This is a genomic window from Streptomyces sp. NPDC004065, assembly GCF_044903565.1.
Classification (GTDB): Bacteria; Actinomycetota; Actinomycetes; order Streptomycetales; family Streptomycetaceae; genus Streptomyces.
In genome coordinates, this window is the sequence record NZ_JBJDQT010000012.1 from 169734 (window position 1) to 190747 (window position 21014).

Annotated in this window: 18 protein-coding genes and 2 pseudogenes; 13 read left to right on the forward strand and 7 right to left on the reverse strand. The window is 70.8% G+C overall.

Annotation, left to right across the window (positions count from 1 at the left end; all coding sequences use genetic code 11):
- Positions 1-161: 161 nt before the first annotated feature.
- Both ACI2LW_RS15790 and ACI2LW_RS15795 read right to left on the reverse strand, forming a co-directional pair.
- Entirely contained in the window at positions 162-839 is a 678-nt protein-coding gene (locus ACI2LW_RS15790) for a potassium channel family protein (RefSeq protein WP_404731756.1), read from the reverse strand.
- Positions 839-1510, reverse strand: a complete 672-nt coding sequence (locus ACI2LW_RS15795) for a potassium channel family protein (protein ID WP_404731757.1) — start codon at positions 1508-1510, stop codon at positions 839-841. The genes ACI2LW_RS15790 and ACI2LW_RS15795 overlap by 1 nt, the downstream gene beginning before the upstream one ends.
- A 421-nt stretch (positions 1511-1931) precedes the next feature.
- Here ACI2LW_RS15795 and ACI2LW_RS15800 point away from each other — a divergent pair, with 421 nt between their 5' ends.
- The 3 genes from ACI2LW_RS15800 to ACI2LW_RS15810 all read left to right on the forward strand — a co-directional run bounded on the left by ACI2LW_RS15800 (position 1932) and on the right by ACI2LW_RS15810 (position 7806).
- Complete coding sequence (locus ACI2LW_RS15800) at positions 1932-3986, forward strand: APC family permease (protein ID WP_404731758.1); 2055 nt, start codon at positions 1932-1934, stop codon at positions 3984-3986.
- Between the two features lie 86 nt (positions 3987-4072).
- Positions 4073-5440: a class I SAM-dependent RNA methyltransferase gene (locus tag ACI2LW_RS15805; protein ID WP_404731759.1), complete on the forward strand. Its 1368-nt coding sequence runs from the start codon at positions 4073-4075 to the stop codon at positions 5438-5440.
- A gap of 779 nt (positions 5441-6219) precedes the next feature.
- Positions 6220-7806 carry a hypothetical protein gene (locus ACI2LW_RS15810; protein ID WP_404731760.1) on the forward strand — a complete coding sequence of 529 codons (1587 nt, stop codon included), beginning with the start codon at positions 6220-6222 and terminating at the stop codon, positions 7804-7806.
- 122 nt (positions 7807-7928) lie between these two features.
- Here ACI2LW_RS15810 and ACI2LW_RS15815 read toward each other — a convergent pair whose 3' ends face one another.
- From ACI2LW_RS15815 to ACI2LW_RS15830, 4 genes and pseudogenes are all read right to left on the reverse strand, one after another.
- On the reverse strand, positions 7929-8597 hold the full coding sequence (locus ACI2LW_RS15815) for a nucleotidyl transferase AbiEii/AbiGii toxin family protein (RefSeq protein ID WP_404731761.1): 669 nt from the start codon (positions 8595-8597) through the stop codon (positions 7929-7931).
- Positions 8598-8602: 5 nt separating this feature from the next.
- A complete protein-coding gene (locus ACI2LW_RS15820) occupies positions 8603-8995 on the reverse strand; it encodes a hypothetical protein (RefSeq protein WP_402591967.1) in 393 nt (130 codons plus the stop codon).
- A gap of 193 nt (positions 8996-9188) precedes the next feature.
- Positions 9189-9730, reverse strand: a pseudogene (locus tag ACI2LW_RS15825) (transposase).
- A pseudogene (locus ACI2LW_RS15830) lies at positions 9727-10002 on the reverse strand (winged helix-turn-helix domain-containing protein); the annotation flags it as partial. The pseudogenes ACI2LW_RS15830 and ACI2LW_RS15825, both read right to left, overlap by 4 nt.
- A 39-nt stretch (positions 10003-10041) precedes the next feature.
- Between ACI2LW_RS15830 and ACI2LW_RS15835 the strand changes: the two are divergent.
- Entirely contained in the window at positions 10042-10647 is a 606-nt protein-coding gene (locus ACI2LW_RS15835) for a type ISP restriction/modification enzyme (RefSeq protein WP_404731775.1), read from the forward strand.
- 374 nt (positions 10648-11021) lie between these two features.
- Here ACI2LW_RS15835 and ACI2LW_RS15840 read toward each other — a convergent pair whose 3' ends face one another.
- The gene (locus ACI2LW_RS15840) at positions 11022-11939 is read right to left on the reverse strand and encodes a DUF6891 domain-containing protein (protein WP_404731762.1); all 918 of its coding nucleotides are present in this window, start codon (positions 11937-11939) and stop codon (positions 11022-11024) included.
- 197 nt (positions 11940-12136) lie between these two features.
- Here ACI2LW_RS15840 and ACI2LW_RS15845 point away from each other — a divergent pair, with 197 nt between their 5' ends.
- From ACI2LW_RS15845 to ACI2LW_RS15885, 9 genes are all read left to right on the forward strand, one after another.
- Positions 12137-12565, forward strand: coding sequence for a hypothetical protein (locus ACI2LW_RS15845; protein WP_404731763.1), 429 nt, complete (start codon positions 12137-12139; stop codon positions 12563-12565).
- Between the two features lie 18 nt (positions 12566-12583).
- Positions 12584-14935: a hypothetical protein gene (locus ACI2LW_RS15850; protein ID WP_404731776.1), complete on the forward strand. Its 2352-nt coding sequence runs from the start codon at positions 12584-12586 to the stop codon at positions 14933-14935.
- An 83-nt stretch (positions 14936-15018) separates the two neighbouring features.
- Entirely contained in the window at positions 15019-15657 is a 639-nt protein-coding gene (locus tag ACI2LW_RS15855) for a hypothetical protein (protein WP_404731764.1), read from the forward strand.
- A 125-nt stretch (positions 15658-15782) separates the two neighbouring features.
- Positions 15783-16478, forward strand: coding sequence for a hypothetical protein (locus ACI2LW_RS15860; RefSeq protein WP_404731765.1), 696 nt, complete (start codon positions 15783-15785; stop codon positions 16476-16478).
- Between the two features lie 296 nt (positions 16479-16774).
- Positions 16775-17164, forward strand: a complete 390-nt coding sequence (locus ACI2LW_RS15865) for a cell division protein SepF (RefSeq protein WP_404731766.1) — start codon at positions 16775-16777, stop codon at positions 17162-17164.
- Positions 17165-17299: 135 nt separating this feature from the next.
- Positions 17300-18547 (forward strand): ATP-binding protein, encoded by a 1248-nt coding sequence (locus ACI2LW_RS15870; protein WP_404731767.1) that lies wholly within the window; start codon positions 17300-17302, stop codon positions 18545-18547.
- A 184-nt stretch (positions 18548-18731) separates the two neighbouring features.
- Positions 18732-19067 (forward strand): nucleotide pyrophosphohydrolase, encoded by a 336-nt coding sequence (locus ACI2LW_RS15875; RefSeq protein WP_404731777.1) that lies wholly within the window; start codon positions 18732-18734, stop codon positions 19065-19067.
- A 173-nt stretch (positions 19068-19240) separates the two neighbouring features.
- Entirely contained in the window at positions 19241-19711 is a 471-nt protein-coding gene (locus tag ACI2LW_RS15880) for a DUF6099 family protein (RefSeq protein ID WP_404731768.1), read from the forward strand.
- Between the two features lie 105 nt (positions 19712-19816).
- On the forward strand, positions 19817-20740 hold the full coding sequence (locus tag ACI2LW_RS15885) for an LLM class F420-dependent oxidoreductase (protein ID WP_404731769.1): 924 nt from the start codon (positions 19817-19819) through the stop codon (positions 20738-20740).
- Positions 20741-21014 lie beyond the last annotated feature (274 nt).

The window sequence follows — 21014 nt, forward strand, 5'->3', positions numbered from 1 at the left end:
CACTCTGCACCCCGCACGACGGCGGAGGGCCTGGGCCCTCCCGGCTCCTGACGACGACGATGGCCTTCCCGGCCCCGTACGACGGCGGAGGGCGCCCGGTGATCACCGGGCGCCCTCCGCCGTCGTACACGGTCCTCGCCGCGCGGACCTCCCGCGCGGGGTCAGCGGTCCGCGTCCTCCCGCCGCACCGACAGCAGGTCCTCCAGCTGCTCCTCCCGGGCCTGCGCGGCCACGAACAGCAGTTCGTCGCCCGGCTCCAGGGAGTCCTCCCGGGACGGGGTCAGCACCCGGGTGCCCCGGATGATGGTGACCAGCGAGGTGTCCTCGGGCCACTCGACGTCGCCCACCTGGGTCCCGGCCAGCGCCGACTCCTCCGGCAGGGTCAGTTCCACCAGGTTGGCGTCGCCGTGGCTGAAGCGGAGCAGGCGGACCAGGTCGCCGACGCTCACCGCCTCCTCCACCAGGGCGGACATCAGCCGCGGCGTGGACACGGCGACGTCCACCCCCCACGCCTCGTTGAACAGCCACTCGTTCTTCGGGTTGTTCACCCGGGCGACCACACGCGGCACCCCGTACTCCGTCTTCGCCAGCAGGGAGACGACCAGGTTGACCTTGTCGTCGCCGGTCGCGGCGATCACGACGTTGCAGCGCTGCAGCGCCGCCTCGTCCAGGGACGTGATCTCGCAGGCGTCGGCCAGCAGCCACTCCGCCTGCGGGACGCGCTCGACCGAGATGGCGGTCGGCGCCTTGTCGACGAGAAGGACCTCGTGCCCGTTCTCCAGCAGCTCGCCCGCGATCGAACGACCGACCGCGCCGGCACCGGCAATGGCGACCCTCATCAGTGACCGCCCTCCTCTTCGGGGCCCTCGGCGAAGGCCGCCTCGACCTTGTCCACGTCGTCCGTCCGCATCATCACGTGCACGAGGTCGCCCTCCTGCAGCACCGTCTGCGAGGACGGCAGGATCGCCTCGCCCAGGCGGGTCAGGAACGCCACGCGGACGCCCGTCTCCTCCTGCAGCCTGCTGATCTTGTGGCCCACCCAGTTCGGGGAGGCGTGCACCTCGGCGAGCTGGACACCGCCGGTGGGGTCCCGCCACAGCGGCTCGGCGCCCGACGGCAGCAGCCGGCGGAGCATCTGGTCGGCGGTCCAGCGGACCGTGGCCACGGTGGGGATGCCCAGACGCTGGTAGACCTCGGCGCGGCGGGGGTCGTAGATACGGGCCGCCACGTTCTGCACGCCGAACATCTCGCGGGCCACCCGCGCCGAGATGATGTTCGAGTTGTCGCCGCTGGAGACGGCGGCGAAGGCGCCGGCCTCCTCGATGCCCGCCTCCCGCAGCGTGTCCTGGTCGAAACCGATCCCGGTGACCCGGCGGCCCCCGAACCCCGGCCCCAGCCGGCGGAAGGCGGTGGGGTCCTGGTCGATCACGGCGACCGTGTGCCCCTGCTGCTCCAGGGTCTGGGCGAGAGCGGAGCCCACTCTCCCGCAGCCCATGATGACGATGTGCACGGCGCTACACCACACTCCCCACAGGCCCTGCGGCCTGCGTACGCGTCCTGCTCATATCTCTCTCTCGGCTCGCCGGCGGGCAACGGTCGCGGCCCGGTCGCGGGCCGCCGGGGACCATCATGCCGGGGCGTGCCTGTTCCGGACGTTCCCGGGGACCGCTCCGTAGCACTATCCCAACGTAGCCGTCACCCGCATCCGCCCGCGCGGACGATCCGCCTGGTGAGCCGCGACCCATCAGCCTGGTGAGCCGCGACCGATCAGCCTGGTGAGTTCGGCGGCCCGCCCGGCCGCCGGAGGCCCGGCCCGCCCGGCCGCCGGAGGCCCGGCCGGACGGGCCGCCGGAGGCCCGCCCGCCCCCGGTGTGCGGTCCCGGGGGTGGCGGGTGGGCGACACCCTGTTCGAAGGCATACGATCCTCTGTTGTGTCCAAACTGACCGACGTGCCCAAGCGGATCCTGATCGGGCGCGCACTGCGCAGCGATCGGCTGGGCGAAACGCTCCTGCCGAAGCGCATCGCACTCCCCGTGTTCGCCTCCGACCCGCTGTCCTCCGTGGCCTACGCCCCGGGAGAGGTGCTGCTGGTCCTGTCCATCGCGGGCGTGTCGGCGTATCACTTCAGCCCCTGGATCGCCCTCGCGGTGGTCGTGCTGATGTTCACCGTGGTCGCCTCCTACCGCCAGAACGTGCACGCCTATCCCAGCGGCGGCGGCGACTACGAGGTGGCGACGACCAACCTCGGCGCCAAGGCCGGCCTGACGGTGGCCAGCGCCCTGCTCGTCGACTACGTCATGACGGTGGCGGTCTCCATCGCGTCCGGCATCGAGAACCTCGGCTCCGCGATCCCCTTCGTGGTGCAGCACAAGGTGCTGTGCGCGATCGTCGTGATCGTGCTGCTGACCCTGATGAACCTGCGCGGCGTGCGCGAGTCGGGCACGCTCTTCGCGATCCCGACGTACGTCTTCGTCGGCGGCGTGTTCATCATGATCCTCTGGGGCGCGTTCCGCGGGCTGGTGTTCGGGGACACCATGCGGGCGCCGACCGCCGACTACCACATCAGGGCGGAGCACCAGGGCCTGGCCGGTTTCGCCCTCGTCTTCCTGCTGCTGCGGGCCTTCTCCTCCGGCTGCGCGGCGCTCACCGGCGTCGAGGCCATCTCCAACGGCGTCCCCGCCTTCCGCAAGCCCAAGTCGAAGAACGCGGCGACCACGCTGGCGATGATGGGCCTGCTGGCCGTGACCATGTTCTGCGGCATCATCGCCCTCGCCGCGGCGACCAAGGTCCGCATGGCCGAGAACCCGGCCGCCGACCTGCTGCACAACGGGGTCCCCGTCGGCCCCGGCTATGTGCAGAACCCGGTGATCTCCCAGGTCGCCGAGGCCGTCTTCGGCAAGGGCAGCTTCCTGTTCGTCGTGCTCGCGGCGGCCACCGCCCTGGTGCTGTTCCTGGCCGCGAACACCGCGTACAACGGCTTCCCGCTGCTCGGCTCGATCCTCGCCCAGGACCGCTACCTGCCCCGCCAGCTGCACACCCGCGGCGACCGCCTCGCCTTCTCCAACGGCATCGTGCTCCTCGCGGGCGCGGCCACCCTGCTGGTCTGGCTCTACGGCGCCGACTCCACCCGGCTGATCCAGCTCTACATCGTCGGCGTGTTCGTCTCCTTCACCCTCAGCCAGACCGGCATGGTCCGGCACTGGAACCGCCATCTGGCCGTCGAGAAGGACCCGGCCAAGCGCAGCCACATGATCCGCTCGCGGGCCATCAACGCCTTCGGCGCCTGCCTCACCGGCCTGGTGCTGGTCGTCGTGCTGATCACCAAGTTCACCCACGGCGCCTGGGTGGCCCTGCTCGGCATGTGCATCTTCTACGCGACGATGACGGCGATCCGCCGGCACTACGACCGCGTCGCCGCGGAGATCGCCGCCCCCGAGGGCCCCAGCGACGACAGCGTCCGCCCCTCGCGCGTCCACTCGGTCGTCCTCATCTCCAAGATCCACCGCCCCACCCTGCGCGCCCTGGCCTACGCCAAGCTGATGCGCTCGGACTCCCTGGAGGCGCTCACCGTCAACGTGGACCCCGCGGAGACCAGGGCGCTGCGCGAGGAGTGGGAGCGGCGCGGCATCGGCGTGCCGCTGAAGGTCCTCGACTCGCCCTACCGCGAGGTGACCCGGCCCGTCATCGACTACGTCAAGAGCCTGCGCACCGAGTCGCCGCGCGACGTCGTCTCGGTGATCATCCCCGAGTACGTCGTCGGCCACTGGTACGAGCACCTGCTGCACAACCAGAGCGCACTGCGCCTGAAGGGCCGCCTGCTGTTCACGCCCGGTGTGATGGTCACCTCGGTGCCGTACCAGCTGGCGTCCTCGGAGGCCGCCAAGCTGCGCGCCCGCAGGCGCCAGGACTGGAACGCGCCCGGTGCGGTGCGGCGTGGTCCGGCCCAGGGGCCGCAGCGGGAGAAGGAGCCCAGCGCGCGGGACTGAGCGCCGTGCCGAGCCCGTAGACTGGTGGGCTGTCGTCGGGCCCGCCGTGGCCGCCGTTCCCCCTCTCGATCTGGAGTCACCCCGCCATGCACGCAGAACCGAAGAAGCCGCAGGCGGGATCGCGGGCCGAGGAGCGGCCGGGCTCCCTGGTGGGGGAGGAGTACGAGGTCGAGGTCGGCCCCGTGGCCCACGGCGGCCACTGCGTCGCCCGCACCGACCGGGGGCAGGTGCTGTTCGTCCGGCACAGCCTGCCCGGCGAGCGGGTCGTGGCCCGGGTGACGGAGGGCGAGGAGGGCGCCCGCTTCCTGCGCGCCGACGCCGTACGGATCCTCGAGGCGTCCAAGGACCGCGTCGAGGCCCCCTGCCCCTACGCCGGCCCCGGCCGCTGCGGCGGCTGCGACTGGCAGCACGTCAAGCCGGGCGCCCAGCGCCGTCTGAAGGGCGAGGTGATCGCCGAGCAGCTCCAGCGGCTGGCCGGCCTCACCCCCGAGGAGGCCGGCTGGGACGGCACGGTGATGCCCGCCGAGGGCGACAAGCTGCCCGCGGGCGAGGTCCCGCAGTGGCGCACCCGCGTGCAGTACGCGGTCGACCCGGCCACCGGGAAGGCCGGCCTGCGCCGCCACCGCTCGCACGAGGTGGAGCCGGTCGAACACTGCATGATCGCCGCCGAGGGCATCAGCGAGCTGGGCATCGAGCGGCGCGACTGGACGGGCATGGAGTCGGTCGAGGCGATCGCGGCCACCGGCTCCCAGGACCGCCAGGTCGTCCTCACCCCGCGGCCGGGCGCCCGCCTGCCCCTGGTCGAACTCGACCGTCCGGTCTCCGTCCTCCGCGTCGACGAGAAGTCCGGCGGCGTCCACCGCGTGCACGGCCGCCCCTTCGTCCGCGAACGCGCCGACGGCCGCACCCACCGCGTCGGCGGCGGAGGCTTCTGGCAGGTCCACCCCAAGGCGGCCGACACCCTGGTCAAGGCCGTCATGCAGGGCCTGCTCCCGCGCAAGGGCGACATGGCGCTCGACCTGTACTGCGGCGTCGGCCTGTTCGCCGGCGCCCTGGCCGACCGGGTCGGCGACAAGGGCGCGGTGCTCGGCATCGAGTCCGGCCGGCGCGCCGTGGAGGACGCCCGCCACAACCTGGCCGACTTCCCGCGCGTCCGCATCGAACAGGGCAAGGTCGAGTCCGTCCTGCCCCGCACCGGCATCACCGAGGTCGACCTGATCGTCCTGGACCCGCCCCGGGCCGGCGCCGGCCGCGCCACGGTCGCCCACCTCTCCTCCCTGTCCGCCCGCCGCATCGCCTACGTCGCCTGCGACCCGGCCGCCCTGGCCCGCGACCTGGCGTACTTCCGCGAGGGCGGCTACCGGGTCCGGACGCTGCGGGCGTTCGACCTGTTCCCGATGACGGCACACGTGGAGTGCGTGGCGATTCTGGAGCCTGCCGCGAAGGGCGCTTGACCTGCGGCTTTTTGTCGCAGGTGGGTCGACCGATCTGTTCCTCTCCATGCAGCGGGTCGAATGGATGGATCGATCCTTGAAGGTTGCCTGACCTGCGACTTCTTGAGGCAGACGGTCGCTTCGGCGGCGCTTTCGGGGGTTCCGTCGAGGAATCTTGACGCTCGGCTGACGCTCGCTTCGGGGCTCTGGGCGTTACTGGGGCCATCGCGGGATGATCTCGGTATCTCGCACCACACCGGGCAGCTCAGTTCTCGGAGTTCGAAAGTCAGTAACCGGGTGGGGGCCACCCGCACGGCACCGAGGCACACGACACGGTCGTCCTGGTCGTCGCCGAACCCGCCGCGAACCTCGTCCTCCACCGCCGCGTCCCGGGCGGTGCTTAGCCCCGCCCCTTTCCCACGACGAGAGTCTTGGCGTCGTCCGAATCGAGTTGACCGGCATTCACCCCGCCCGGCTGGCGCGACCGGCTCCCGATCCGGACGAGGGCGGATGCCACAGATTGCTCCTTGTCGATGCGCTCGCCGCCGACTGGGGCGTACACGACAGCCCCGGCCCGGCAAGACGGTCTGGGCGGAGTGCACGACGGCGCCCTGTTTCATCCGGCCCGTCCGGGCCAGCAGCTATGGCGTTCGGTTGACCGGACGGTCGGCCCCGAAGCCACGCCCAGGGCATTACCGACCTGGGCGTGGGGTATTACGGTTGCTCTCCGAGCGGTGCCCTGACCGCTTTCGAGGGGGAAACGGTCGTCGCACAGGGCATCGGGGGTGAGGGGAGCCGCCGTGCAGGCGCTGTATGCCGTCAGTTTCGACATCCGGTCCGCCCAGGAGCAGCCGGGCCACGTCTACGAGAGCCTTCGCGGCCATCTCGCCGACTGGCTCGGCCACCACGGACGTGTACCGGCACCGTCGGTGACCGAACTCGACAGGGATGGCCGGGCGGTGCTCGCCGGCAAGATTCCCGGCCATGGTGACCGCACAGTGAGCTGGACCGTGGCGGGCGACGAACTCACCCGCGCCCTGCGCATGACCATCCACCAGCCGCTGTCTACGGGACCAGCCCAGTTTGTCACCCGGGTCACGGTCTCCCAGTCGGGGGAAGGCGGCGGGCTCAGAATCGTCATGGGCAGGGAGATCCCCGACGGCTGGATAGCGCCGGTGCAGGATCCGCCGCTCAAGCGCCCCAACCTGCTGCGGGCAGTGCTCGGCGACGAGCAACTCGAAGTGCGGGTGCTGAGCCAACTCGCCACCGGGCGATACGAGAGGATCCGGGAGGAGAGTCACGCTGACGTACTCCTCGACGTCCTGGCGCTGCGCACGCGCCTCCCTATTCTCCTGATGCACCCCAGGGACCAGACGGGATGGAGCGCGGCGGCCGACGCTTCGGGACAACTCGCGGGCCTGGCCCAGGTGGTGACCCTGAACTACGTGACCGCACAGGCCGTCCGCCGGGCTCACGAGCAGGTGGCCGTACCCAGCGGTGGCGCCCGGCTGGTCTGGCCCGACCTCGGCCTGGAGCACCCCGCCTACTCACGGGAGGAGGTGTCTCAGACGTCCTTCGTGGAACGGCGGCTGATGCCATCGCTCGCCCACCTCTCTGTCATCGCCCGCGGCAGTGACACGGCGTGGGAGCGCGCGCGACAGGCGTCGTACCGAGCGGGAGCACGCAGGGCCGCGGAGCAGTTGTCGCGCGCTAAGGCCGCCGGAGACACGACCGCCGAGCTCGAAGCGCTGCAGAAACGTGTCCGGCAGCTCGAAGAGGACGCCACATCCTGGGAGGACATGGCACAGAGCTGCATGGAGGAACGCGACAAGGCGCGAGCCGATGCCGCCACCGCTGAGGCCCTGCGTCAGGACCGGGACTACTGGAAGAACGAGTACCTCAACCTGTCGAAGGGCGGGAGCGGGCAGGCGGCCACATTCGACGCCTGGAGCGAGATCCCTCCTCTGGGAACGGACGCCGTACCCACTTTCGAAGCTCTCGCCAAGGCATCGGAGGAGCACATCGTGTTCACGGCGAGAGCGGCGCGCGCCTGGAAGGACTCCCGCTACCCGTACCCCCAGGAGATGACCGACCGGCTGACCGCCCTCGCGCAGGCTGCGACGGACCTGTACTCCAATTCCGGCAGGATGCCCAGGCTGGTCCAGTGGTTTTACGACAACCATGGACTGAAATTCGCGCCCAACGACGAGAAACTCAGCAAGGACAAGGACAAGCGCTACTTCATGTTCAACGGAAAGCGTTGGGACGGACTGCCGCACATCAAGGTCCGGGACGCCGTCTCGCCCAATGAGGTCGGACGCATCTACTTCGCCCTCGACTCCGAGGAGAAGCGGTTCATCGTGAACCATGTGGGACTGCACTTGTAGCCGGCCCCGGCGGGCACCTTGGATCTGTGGGCACTCATGGTGACCACCCTGGCACTGTACGGTACGGCGGATTTCAGCGCGCAAGCCCCGCAGTCTCACCGCGAGCCCTCATCCGGACGTGATCAGTCGATGTGCGGATCATCGGACTCTTCGAGGAGACGGGCCGCAAGGTCGTCGGCCCACTCCACGGCCCAGGCGCGGAGAGCGGTGATCGTGGCGTCATCGATCCCATAGGCGGCAAAGGCTTCATCGTCGGTCCACTCGGCGCCCGTGAGGTTCGCCTGCAGATCCTCGCGCTCGAAGCGGCCGCGGGCGTGGCGGCGGCCGAACTCTTCGAGCTCGGCATTGGTCCAGCGGCGGGAGGCTGCGAACACGTCGATCAGGTCGCGGGGCGCTCCGCGGTCGGCGAGGGCGCGGACCTTGGTCCCGATCACGTCCTCCTCCGCAAGGACGGGGCCGTACGGGCTCCGGGCCACCGGCCGCCAGAAGATCTCCTTGAGGATGTCGACTTCGCATTCCTGTCCGGTGGCCGGGTCGGTCACGGTGAAGCGGGCGGACAGCGGGGCGGTCTCCAGCGCGTGCACCTTCCAGCCGCGGGCTTCCAGGCCGGCGCGCAGCGTGGCGGCGATGTCGGCCATGGGTGCCGGGTTCTCGGTGGCGACATCGAGGTCCTGGCTGGGGCGGTTCACGAGGCGGTGTGCCCGCACGGCGTATCCACCGGTGAGAACCAGTGGATATGGGGAACCGAGCGCGATCACATCCGCCAGGAGCCGCGTGTGCAGCTCCGGCATGTCCGTCACGCGGCCGCCCGGGTGCGCGAGGCGAGCTCGGGGAAGGCGTCCTCCCATACGGCGCGCACGGTGCGGCCAACGAGGGCGCGCAGCACTGGCCACAGATGGAGGAGCAGGTCCTGGTTGAGGTAGCGGGGCAGGTCGTCGTGCAGGCCCTCGTGCAGGACGGTGCGGTACAGGCCCATACGCTGGCGCGGCTTGCCCAGGTCGTACGAGGTCATCCCGGACCAGGCCAGGTGCAGCGGCAGATCCACGACACCGTGTGTCGGCCCGCGCAGCTCGTCCAGCGACTCCGGCAGACGGCGACGGAACTTCTCCCGGTACAGCGCGAGGTCCTCGGCGTCCGCTCCCGAGACGTCCCTTGGGGTGGGTGCGGGGTGCTGTGGGCTGGAGGGCATGACTCCATTATGGCGGCCGGAGACGTTGCGAGTGACATGATGAGCGAGCTGGCGTCCGGAGCGAGCGGGGGGTGGATCTCCTGGTGAGCTGGTTGCCGCAGTCTGCTATTTCGTGAGCGGTGCTGACTCCTGGCATTCCGCCGGGCGCTGGTCCCGTCCTCGGGGAGCCGTCCGTCCAGCGGGTTACTGACCTTCAAAGCGTGATGTCGTCATGGTGGGGCGGGAATGAGTCCGTGCCGGTCAGGCAGCCGTCGAGGACATCGTGGCGGTACTGGAGCTGGCGTAAGCCCCGCCGGACGGCGGTGATCAGGTCGTGCGGGTCGGTGAACGCGCGGTTCGCCGTGGTGGTGCGCCGCAGCACCGACCAGATGTCCTCGACCGGGTTGAGGTCCGGCGAACAGGGCGGGAGTTGGAAGACGGTGAGCCAGTCCCGCTCGGCGATGTACCGGCGCATCCCACGGTCAGGTGGGTGTTCAAGTTGTCCCAGACCAGCACGATCGGGCCGCCGAGCTGCTGGTGGGCGGTCTGGATCAGGCCGCGGTAGTCCTTCCAGGAGAAGCTCTTGCGTCCGTCGGGCCGGGTGTCCGGGCAGGGCCGGTAGATCAGACGGGAGCGTTCGCCGGGCTTGTAGCAGGCCAGGGCGGCCACCGATAAGCGGCGGCGGGAGCGGCCCCGCACGCGGACCACAGGGGTGCGGCCGCGGCGGGACCAGGTGCGGGCGGTCGGCGGCGTCATCGAGAAGCCGGCCTCGTCTTCGAAGACGAGCCAGGCGACGAGCGCCGCCACGGACCTTCCACCTGCGGCCAGGTCTCCTTCACCCAGCCGGCCACCGCCGCCTCGTTGCGCTCCACCGCTCGGCGGGTCGGCACCTGGCAGCTCCAGCCATGCCGCTTGAGCAGCGCGGCCACACCTTGGGCGGTGTAGCTCTTGTGGAACCGGCACCCGACGAGGGTCTTGATCCGTGACAGGGTCCAGGTCTGGTCCGGCCAGCCGATGACGAACTCACCACCGTCGGCGTCCGCGTACCGCTCACCGGTGACGCCACGCTGTGGTCGGAGGCGCTGCACATCGGGCGGAAGGTGATCTGGGCCTCCACCTTCGGAGAGAGACTCGTGGACCCCGTGGCGGGGAGGCCCGGCGGACCCCAGGAGGTCTGGACGACCGCACAGCCGGCGATCACGTATCGGAGACAGGTCGGCAGGGACGAACTACCCGAGAGTTTCGTCTATGACTCCGACCGTCTGGAACTCCACTTCGGTCAAGGAGTTTTCGGTGCGGTGACTCAGCAAATGCGGGATTACCGGGTCAGCGGACAGAACGTTCTCGACGGCTGGTTGAAACCCAGGACGGGACCGCCGTCTCGCAGAGCCGTCAGCCAGCTGGACCACATCCGGCCCGAGCGGTGGCTACCTGCCTGGAGTGAGAACTCCAGTACGTGTTGTCCGTTCTGTGGCATCTGGTCGAGCTGCAGCCGGCGCAGAATGAGCTGCTCGACCGTGTTCTCATGTCACCGCTGGTCAGCGTCGCCGAGTTGCAGCGTCGGAACGTCCTGCCCGTCCCGGACAACGCCCGGCGTTCTGCTCCCGCACCTCTACAGACCGACCCTATCCCCGGGACCGAGGGGATCGAGGGGCGTGAGCCGCACGCCGTAAGGCCACTCACCGCAGAGAGGAGCTCTCCGGCCGACGCTCCCACGCTGCCACGGAGGAGTAGGAACACCGGCGCCGCGCAGTCGTCCCGCAGAAAGCGACAAGATCCGTAGAGCTCTTGATGAAGGTGACGCTCCTGCCGTACCGAGGGCGGGTGCGTCCGGCCAGTCGTGACGCTCATTTGACGCTCTGGGCGCCCTCACGATGCTCAGCGAGCCGAGAAAGCTGCTCTGACCTGGTCTTTTCCAGACTCACTCAGGTCGACACCTTTCCGATGACGGCACACGTGGAGTGCGTGGCGATTCTGGAGCCTGCCGCGAAGAACCTCTGACCCGCCGCTCCTTCTGCGTCCGGTCAGGGGGTCGGTTCGTCGGTTCCTAGCCGACCAGGCGGCGTCGCCAGTCCACGGGGGTGACGGTGATGGCCCGGCCCGGGTCGTGGTCCCACTCGGTGCGGAGGCCGGCTGCTTCGAGTGCGGCCACGACCTCGTTGCCGATGGCCGCGGTGGTCTCGGAGGAGCCGTCGAAGCCGCCGTAGAGGAGCGTCAGTCCGTGGCCGGCCGCGGCGGAGTCCGTGCACTGGGCGTGGAAGTAGACGAAGCCGCGGGCGTCGGGCCCGCCCTCGGCGCCGATCTCGGACTGGCCGCAGCTGCGGCAGCAGGTGAAGTTCTCGCGGGCCGTGATGCCGGCGTCCCGCAGGGCGGTGAACGCGCGGGTCAGCCGCTCGGGGTCCGTCTCGCCCCGCCACTCGGCCTGCTCCGCGACCCGCTCCAGCCACAGCCGGTCGGCCAGCGCCTGTGCCTGCTCGCGGGAGACGGGCCGGCGGTCGTCGGTGACCAGGTACTCCTCGGCGAGCTCGGCGAGTTCGGCACGGGAGGCATAGCCGCCGACCAGCACCTCACGGACGTGCTGCTCCAACTCCTCGCGCTCGTCCTCGGGGAGGTCGAGCGGCGGCACCTCGGGGGCGGGGCCCATGTCCAGCAGCGACCACGCCGGACCGTCGTCCCATCCGGCCTCCTGCCGTGCCCAGCCGGTCAGCGCCGCGACCACGGCCTCGGGCCCGTCGACCATCGCCTGGAAGTGCCGGTCGGCGGCACCGTCGCGGTACTCCAGCGTGTAGTCACCACCGGCCTCGTGCCACACCTGGGCGAAGACGTCGGGCAGGTCGGGTATCCGCTGGACCACCAGGAACCGGTCGCCGTCACGGCCGATCCGCCGGACCAGCCCTGCGAGTTCCCCGGCGGACACCCGGACGTGCCGCTCCCCGTTCTCCGTCGTCACCACGATCTCGAGCATGTGCAGACTCTGGCACACCCCACTGACAGCGGACCGGCGGACCGGCGGAGTGCGGCCGCGGGATCCGGGGTGCGGGCGACTGCCCCCGGCCGCCCGGCGTGGCCGTGATGATAGAAATGACAGCCGATCAGGTCGGTGGCCGTGTGAATGATGCCGTGCGAATGACATGGCCTGTCCGGAGGCGCTTGGGGGATTTCATGACGTTCGAGGAAGAATGGGCCGAACTGCGTGCGGAGGCGGCCGAGCGGACGGCCATGCGGATCGACAGCGTTCCCGCCGACGGCGGCGGAGGGGGCGGCGGGCCCGACCTGGTGGTCAATCGCGACGACCTCGGCGCCATCGGCAATGAGGCATACGACCTGCTGGGCCGGCTGGCCAAGGAGGGCGACATCGCGCGTTCCTCGACGTTCGACGCGGCGACGGCGCTGACCAACGGGAATTTCGTCAGCGGTTCGGCCGTGCTGAAGGTGCACGACTTCTGGCAGACCCACCTCAAGACGCTGCTGGACGCCTGCGCGCAGATCTCGAACCACCTCGATTACAGCAAGGCGCAGCACGCCAAGGACGACGCGAGGATCGAGGGAGATCTGACGCGGATATCCGTGCTCTCGGAATACATGAAATAGGGCTTGGGGGCACGCGAGATGCTGAAGTACGAGGACATAATCGACGCCCCGCTCGCCAAGCTGAAGGCCGCCGCCGACGACTGGTCGAAGATGGCGGGGAAGCTGGACAAGCTCGCCCAGGCCGCTGCCGACGGGATGAAGGCGAAGGCGGACAAGGCGGCCTGGGAGGGCGTCAACGCAGGGGTCACCAAGGCGTTCATCGGCAAGACGGCCAAGGAGTTCGCGGATGCCGCGGCCGAGGCCAAGGGCGTGAAACTGATCCTGGAAGAGGGCTACGCGGCCATCAAGAAGGCCCGGGACGACCTGATCGGCATCCGGGACCACGAGGGGCCCGCGGCCGGCATCCGCGTGGACGGCACCGGCAAGGTCACGGCGCGGCACCCGGTGTCCGAGAGTCCCGGGGCGCGGCACGACCCCGACTACGGCGATCTGCTGCGACAGGAGAAGCGGAACATCGAGTCGTGGCAGAAGAGGATCGACCTCGTCGTCGACAACTGCAACGACACCGACCTCGCCCTCAAGAACACCCTCGAGGCCAACGTCACCGACCGCAAGGACTTCAACGCTCCGAAGTACACGAAGCTGGACCAGGAGGAAGCCGCCCGCGCCGCCGCTCTGGCGGCCAAGGGCCGCGACCTCACCCACACCGAACTTCAGCAGCTCAACGAACTCCTGCGGGACAACAGTTCGTCGGCGGAGTTCGCCAAGGACTTCTACGGAAAGCTCGGCCCGGAGAAGTCGCTCGCGTTCTTCGGCCAGCTGTCCACGGACACGTACGAGTACGGCAAGGTCGACGCGCAGCGTCTCAAGGACGTCCAGGAACTCCAGCGGAACCTTGGCCTCAACCTGGCCACCGCCTCCCACGACAAGGACTTCACCGACACGTGGGGTCCACAGCTGCGCAAGCTGGGCACGGAGCGCATTCCGCTGGCCAAGAACGACTACGGCGGGCCGTTCGGATACCAGCTGCTCGGCGGGATCATGCGGTACGGCGACTACGACGCGAAGTTCCTCAACCCGATCGCCGAACACGTGGCGCAGCTGCACGCGAAGGACCCGTACCTGTTCGCCGGGAACAAGGTGGTGAACAGCCCGTTCAAGAACCCGTTCAACCCCTCCGGCGTGGACGGGGCCGGCTACGACCCGGCCACCGCCATGCTCCAGGCGCTCGGCAACAGCCCGGACGCGGCGAAGAAGTTCTTCACCGACCCCCCGACCGCGTACAACGAGGACGGCACGGTCGACCACGGCGCCACGGCCAACCTCGGCAAGAACAAGGACGGCGAGGCGATCGACAACTACCTCGACTTCTTCAGCAACGAGAAGTGGGAGTCCTTCCCCGACGTCAACTCGCTCGACGACAAGGAGCTGAAGGCGTCGCTCGACCAGATGCCCGACGCCCTCGGCCACGCCCTGGAGGCGGCGACCCTCGGCTACCCGGCCGGGCACCCGGACGCCGGCGTGGTGCGGGACGCGGACAACGCCGCGGTCATGCAGAAGGTGATGGAGAAGTACGGGGCGGACCCGGGTCTGCTCAAGGAGCACCACTCGGCGATGGCCGACAGCCTGGGCATCATGGGCGCCGGCTACATCGGCGACATCAACTGGGCGCTGGACAAGAACGATCCGGGCAGCGTGTTCGCGCCGGGCAGCAATTCCGCCGGGCACCTCGACTTCGCGGACACCGCGGCCGGGGACGGGCGGAGCGTCGCGAGAAGCTTCCTCAGCACCCTGGGCCAGCATCCGGACGCCTACGCGACGGTCTCGACCGCGGAGCAGGCCTACACCCGCAGCGCGCTGGAAGGGACGGTGGGCCCGGACGGAAAGATCCACGAGGGCGCCGCCAGGGCGACCGTGCGCGTGGGCGCCGAGGTGCAGGGCATGCTCGACCAGTCCCGGGCCGACCAGGTGGAGGCGACGAACCTCAAGACCCACGAGGACTACGAGAAGGCGGTCGCCAAGCGGTCGGGCTGGGTCGAGTTCGCGGCAACGGCGGGAGTGGCGGCGGGCGTCGCCTTCCTGCCGGCGACCGCGGCCGTGGGCACGGCCGCGGTGCTCATCCCGCTGGCCACCGACACCGCCAGTGGGGCCGCCGAACAGGTCATCAGCCAGCTGGTCGGCGACATCTCCGACAACTCGGTGGACGCGCACAAGGAGAAGGTCGAGGACCTCAACTCGGAGGAGCGGATCAAGATCTACTCCGCGGGTGAGCGCATGGCCGAGACCCCGATGGAGGATTTCCTGACGCGGCACGGTTTGGATCCCGGCAAGAACGTGTTCGCACAGGACCTGCGCGAATCGATGCTGATCGGCTACGGGGTCGGCAACGACCGGGAGAACCAGCAGGGCAACGACCCGGAGACGGGCTGAGGCTGCCGGACGGCCGAGGAGACATGAGGATGCGGACAGTGTTCAAGCGCAGGTCGATACGCGGGGGGCTTCTCTCCGTGGCCGTGGCTGGTTCGTTGGTTGTCGGAGCCACCGGTTGCGGTGGGGACGGCAAGGACGACGACGGGCTCCCGGAGGACTACAAGGTCGTCGGGGGGACGCAGCTCTGCGGCGGGCACGCCGTGTCCGCCGACGCGTCCAGGGCGCTGAAGGTGATCACGGGGTCGTCGCGGTTCGAGGCGTCCGCGAAGGAGTACACCGTCGCGCGGACCGCGGCGGCCATTGTCGAGGCGTTCCCGGTGCCCTCCCGGAGCGAGCTCGCCTGCCGTGTCTTCACGCCCCTCAACACGCCGCATTTCCAGCTCAGAATCACCTGGAGGCTGGCCGACGGCGCTCCGACGGACGAACCGGCGGCCCCCAAGTTCACCGTGCTGAAAATGGGCGAGGAGGCCCTGGCGGCGGCGGACATGGCGTATGTCCGGTTCGCGTGCAGGAGCGACAAGTTGTCCCAGTCATCGAGAGTGGCCCACCTCGACATCGGCGCCGAGCGCTGGGGCTGGCCCGAGGAGCCCGAGGGTGACATCAAGGCGTTGAAGAACGCCTACGTGACCGTGGCCCACTCCTACGCGCTGGCCGTGGCCAAGGAGCTGCGCTGCGAGAAGAACGGCGGGCTCCCCGCGAAGCCGGTGCTGGTTCCCGCGTAGTCCGTGCCGGGCCCCTCCCAGCCGTCGGCGTACCGCACCGTCCGGTGCGGGCCGGGCCGCCCGCCGTCGGCCCAGCAGGGCAACGACCCGGAGACCGGCTGAGGCCGGCGGACGGCCGAGAAGACATGAGGATGCGAGCAGTGATCAAGCGCAGGTCGATACGCGGGGGGCTTCTCTCCGTGGCCGTGGCCGGTTCGTTGGTTGTCGGAGCCACCGGTTGCGGTGGGGACGGCAAGGACGACGACGGGCTCCCGGAGGACTACAAGGTCGTCGGGGGGACCCAGCTCTGCGGCGGGCACGCCGTGTCCGCCGACGCGTCCAGGGCGCTGAAGGTGATCACGGGGTCGTCGCGGTTCGAGGCGTCCGCGAAGGAGTACACCCTCGCGCGGACGGCGGCGGACATCGTCGAGGCGTTCCCGGTGCCCACCGTAACCAACGACGCCTGCCGTGTCTTCACGCCCCTCAACACGCCGCATTTCCAGCTCAGAATCACCTGGAAACTTGAGGACGGCTCCCCGACGGGCGCTTCGGCCCCCATCTTCACCAGGTTGAAGATGGGGGAGCGGGCCGTGGCGGCGGCGGACAAGGCATTGGTCTTCTTCGCGTGCAGGAGCGACAAGCTTTCCCAGTCGTCGAGAGTGGCCCACCTCGACATCGGCGCCGAGCGCTGGGGCTGGCCCGAGGAGCCCGAGGGTGACATCAAGGCGTTGAAGAACGCCTACGTGACCGTGGCCCACTCCTACGCGCTGGCCGTGGCCAAGGAGCTGCGCTGCGAGAAGAACGGCGGGCTCCCCGCGAAGCCGGTGCTGATTCCCGCGTAGTCCGAACTGGGTACCGCGTAGCCGCCGGCGTACCGCCCCGGTGCGGGCCGTCCGCGGCCGGGGCCCTCTCGGGGCACCACCTTGGCCACGGGTACGCGCGGCGGCCGCCGCGTCCGCGGCCGCGCCGCGAACTGTCCTTCTGTCCTTCGAGCCGGAGTCCGTGGGTGCGGAGCACGCCGCCCCCGACGGCTTTCGCGTTTCGGCGTCGTACCGTGTCGGTGTTGGGCCGATCGGGTGACATGACGTAAGAATTGGCCGGTGCAGGCGATGAGTGCGAGTCAGGGCAGGGGGAGCCGGTGAACGGCCACGACGTCACCGATGAACAGTGGGAGGGGCTCGCCCAGGTCGTGCCGCTTCGGGGCCGCGACGCCTGGCCGTCCGCGGTGGACCACCGCGCGCTGCCGGACGCGGAGACCGAGACCCGCCGCCGCTTCGTCGTCATCCGCGTCAACGTGTTCGCGGACGCCCGCGACGTCGCCGAGACGGTGATGGCGGGCGCCCCCGTCCTGCTCGATCTGACGGGCGCCGAGAACGAGGTCGCCAAACGGGTCCTGGACTTCGCCACCGGAGTCGTCTTCGGCATGGGCAGCGGCATGCACCGGGTCGACCGGAACGTGTTCCTCCTGACACCGCCGGGCACCGAGGTCAGCGGGCTCATGGAAGGGGCGGCCGTCCCCGGGGCGTGAACCGCCCGGACGTGAGCCGGAGGCGGCCACCCGGTGGCTTCCCATGGGTGAGGCCGTCCCCCGATGGTAGGAACGCCCGGTGGGCGGAACGGTTCGCCCGCCGGGCCGCCCCTTGTCGGCCCCTACCGTCCCCGTATGCCCGCGTCCTCCGTTCCCTCCGTTTCCTCCGTTTCCTCCGTTTCCTCCCCGAACGTTCCCGCCGGTTCGGCTGCTCCGCCCGGGGCCGGGGCGCCGCGCCCGGCCCGGCCGTGCGTCACCGAGGTGCGGCTGTCCGCGTTCGCCGGGCACCGCGGGGGCCGCGTCCCGCTCGGGCCGCTCACCCTGCTGAGCGGCCCGAGCGGCGCCGGAAAGACGAGTGCGCTGCGGGCGTACGAGGCGCTCGCCCGGCTCGGCGGCGGCGCCGGGCTCGGCGAGGTGTTCCCGGACCCCGCCGCCTGCGTGCCCGAGCGGGCCCGGCCCGACGCCCAGCGGCGGCGCGGCTTCCGGCTCGGCTGCACGGCGGACGGCCCCGAGGGGCCCGTACACCTCGACCTCGCGGTCCAGGCCGAGCCCGACCTGCGGATCGTGGGGGAGCGGCTGACGGCCGGCGACGGGCTGGTGCTGCTGCAGACCGCGCTGCGCGACCCGGGGCGGCGGGCCGTCCAGGCCGCCTGGCACACGGCCGGCTCCGCGCCCGTCACCCGGGCGCCGCTGCCCGACGACCTGCTGGGCACCGCGCTGCTGCCGCTGCGGGTGGCCGGGAAGACCGACGGACAGCGGCGGGTGCTCGCCGCCGCCGAGCAGATGGTGGTCGCCCTGCGGTCCGTGTACGCCTGCGACCCACGGCCGGACCGGATGCGCGCACCCGTGCCCGTAGGCGCCGGACGGCTGATGCGCGGCTGCGACAACCTCGCCGAGGTGCTGTGGCGCACCCGCACCGAGTGCGGCCGGCGGCACGGGCTGCTGGTGGAGGCGGTGCGCGCCGGATGCGCCGGGCCGGTGGCGGACCTGTTCGCCGAACCGGTGGGCGACGGCGCGGTGCGGGCGGTGCTGGACCGGGGGGACGGCACCCGCACCGGCTTCGAGCGGCTGGGCGACGGAGAACTGCGGTACGCGGCACTGGCCTTGGTACTGCTCACCGGGCCCGGGGTACTGGAGGTCGACACCGTGGGAGAGGTGCCGCAGGCGCTCCAGTCGCTCACCGTGCTCGCGGACGGCTTCGACCGGGGCATGGACCCCGCGCAGCGCACCGGGCTGCTGCGACTGGCGGCGCGGATGTGCGAGCGCGGGCACATCCGGCTCCTGGCGGCGGTGAGCGACGCCTCCTGGGCGGGTGAGGAGCCGGCCGCGCGGGTGGTAGATCTGAGCCGTGACCGAACGATCCGAACCATCCGGACGATCTGAACGACCCGAACGACCCGAACGACCCGAACGACCCGAACGACCCGAACGACCCGAACCCGGCCGTACGCCGGACGACCCGTCCCGCCGGACCGCCGACGACCCGTCCAGCTGGACTCCGGACGACCCGTCCCGGCGGAATCCGGGCGACCCGTGCCGCCGTGCCCCCGGCACCGAGCGGCCGGACCTGGCCGCCCTGCAGCGCCGGCTGGCCGAGTTCGCGGCGGCGCGCGACTGGCAGCCGTACCACACCCCCAAGAACCTCGTCGCCGCGCTCAGCGTGGAGGCCTCCGAACTCGTCGAGATCTTCCAGTGGCTCACCCCGGAGGAGTCGGCGCGCGTCATGGCCGATCCGGACACCGCGCACCGGGTGCGGGACGAGGTCGCGGACGTCCTGGCGTACTTGCTGCAGCTGTGCGAGGTGCTCGGGATCGATCCCCTGACGGCTCTGGCGGCGAAGATCGACCGCAACGAGGAGAGGTTCCCGCGGCCGGGCGGCAAGGACGGCACCGAGGGGAAGTGAATCTTCCGTTACTACTGTCCGTAGTTGACGGATGAGTCGAAACTGATTTGTTGTCCACAGATTTCCGTCTTCCTCTGGCTTTTCGTCCCACTCACCCTCACTCTGGGTAGTGACCAACGGAGTTCGGGCGGACGGACGTGCGGTGAGCACGTCGGGAGAGACGGGGACGGCCCATGGACGCGGTGTGGCTCATCCTGGCGAGCAGGCGTGCCCTGGCGGGGAGCGGCGAGCCTCCCGGCACCCTGGCCGAGGCGTGGCAGGCGCAGGCACTGGCGCAGGCGATCGGAAGCCGCCTGGCCGTCTCCGGCCCGCCGGAACTGCGCGGTGAGGCCCTGGGGCTGACCGAACTGGCGGGCCGGGGATGCGGTGTGCTCGACGCGCCGGACCTCGACCCCGGTGACCTGCGGGCGGCCCAGCTGACCGAACTGGACGACGCCCGCCACGCGTTGCTGTGCCTCGCGGTGCTGCTGGGCGAGGTGGGCATCGCCCTGGTCGGCGTCGCCAGTTCCGCCGCCGACGAAGGGACGTACTGGCAGTGCATGGAGGCCATCGACGCGGCGGACGAGTCCAGGGACCGGGTGCACGAGATGCTGCGCAAGCTGGCGGCGCGTGAGGAGGCGCTGCCGGAGCGGGAGGCGGGGTGAGGAGCCCGTCCGCGGGTGGCCGGCACGGGGCCGAAGCGGGGCGAAGCTCCGCGCCACGTGCCGGGGCGGGCCGGCAGGCGCGGTCCCCGGGTGCAGGATGGGGGCATGGATCTCCGTATCTTCACCGAGCCCCAGCAGGGCGCTTCCTACGACACGCTGCTCACCGTGGCCAAGGCCACCGAAGATCTCGGCTTTGACGGCTTCTTCCGTTCGGACCACTACCTGCGCATGGGCGACGGCGACGGTCTGCCCGGTCCCACCGACGCCTGGATCACCCTGGCCGGACTCGCCCGTGAGACCAGCCGCATCCGGCTGGGCACGCTGATGACGGCCGCCACCTTCCGGCTGCCGGGCGTGCTCGCCATCCAGGTCGCCCAGGTCGACCAGATGTCCGGCGGGCGGGTCGAACTGGGGCTGGGCGCGGGCTGGTTCGAGGAGGAGCACAAGGCGTACGGCATCCCCTTCCCCAAGGACAGGTTCGCCCGCCTGGAGGAGCAGCTCGCCATCATCACCGGCCTGTGGGCGACGGAGGTCGGCAAGACCTTCGACTTCCGGGGGAAGTACTACGAGCTCACGGACTCGCCCGCGCTGCCCAAGCCCGCGCAGGCGAAGATCCCCGTGCTCATCGGCGGGCACGGCGCCACCCGCACGCCGCGGCTCGCCGCCGAGTACGCCGACGAGTTCAACATGCCCTTCGCCTCGATCGAGGACAGCGAACGGCAGTTCGGGAGGGTGCGGGAGGCCGCCGAGCGGGTGGGGCGTGGCCCCGACGACATCACGTACTCCAACGCGCTCGTCGTCTGCGTCGGGCGTGACGACCAGGAGGTGGCGCGGCGGGCGGCGGCGATCGGGCGTGAGGTGGCGGAGCTGAAGGAGAACGGGCTGGCCGGGTCGCCGGCGGAGGTCGTGGACAAGATCGGGCGGTATGCGGAGGTGGGGGCGCGGCGGATCTATCTCCAGATCCTGGATCTGTCCGATCTGGATCACCTGGAGCTGATTTCGTCCCAGGTGCGGGGGCAGTTGGTGTAGGGGTCCCATCCCCCGGGGCTCCGCCCCGGACCCCGGCGGGGGGCTGCGCCCCCCGCACCCCCCTTTGCCCCATCCGGCCCGCCCGACTCGGTGGGGTGGGAGGTTGCCGTCACGGGGCTGCGCCCCGGACCCCGTGCGGGGCTCCGCCCCTGCACCCCGGGCGGGGGCTGCGCCCCCTGCACCCCCCTTTGCCCCGTCCGGCCCGCCCGTCTCGGTGGGGTGGGAGGTTGCCGTCACGGGGCTGCGCCCCGGACCCCGTGCGGGGCTGCGCCCC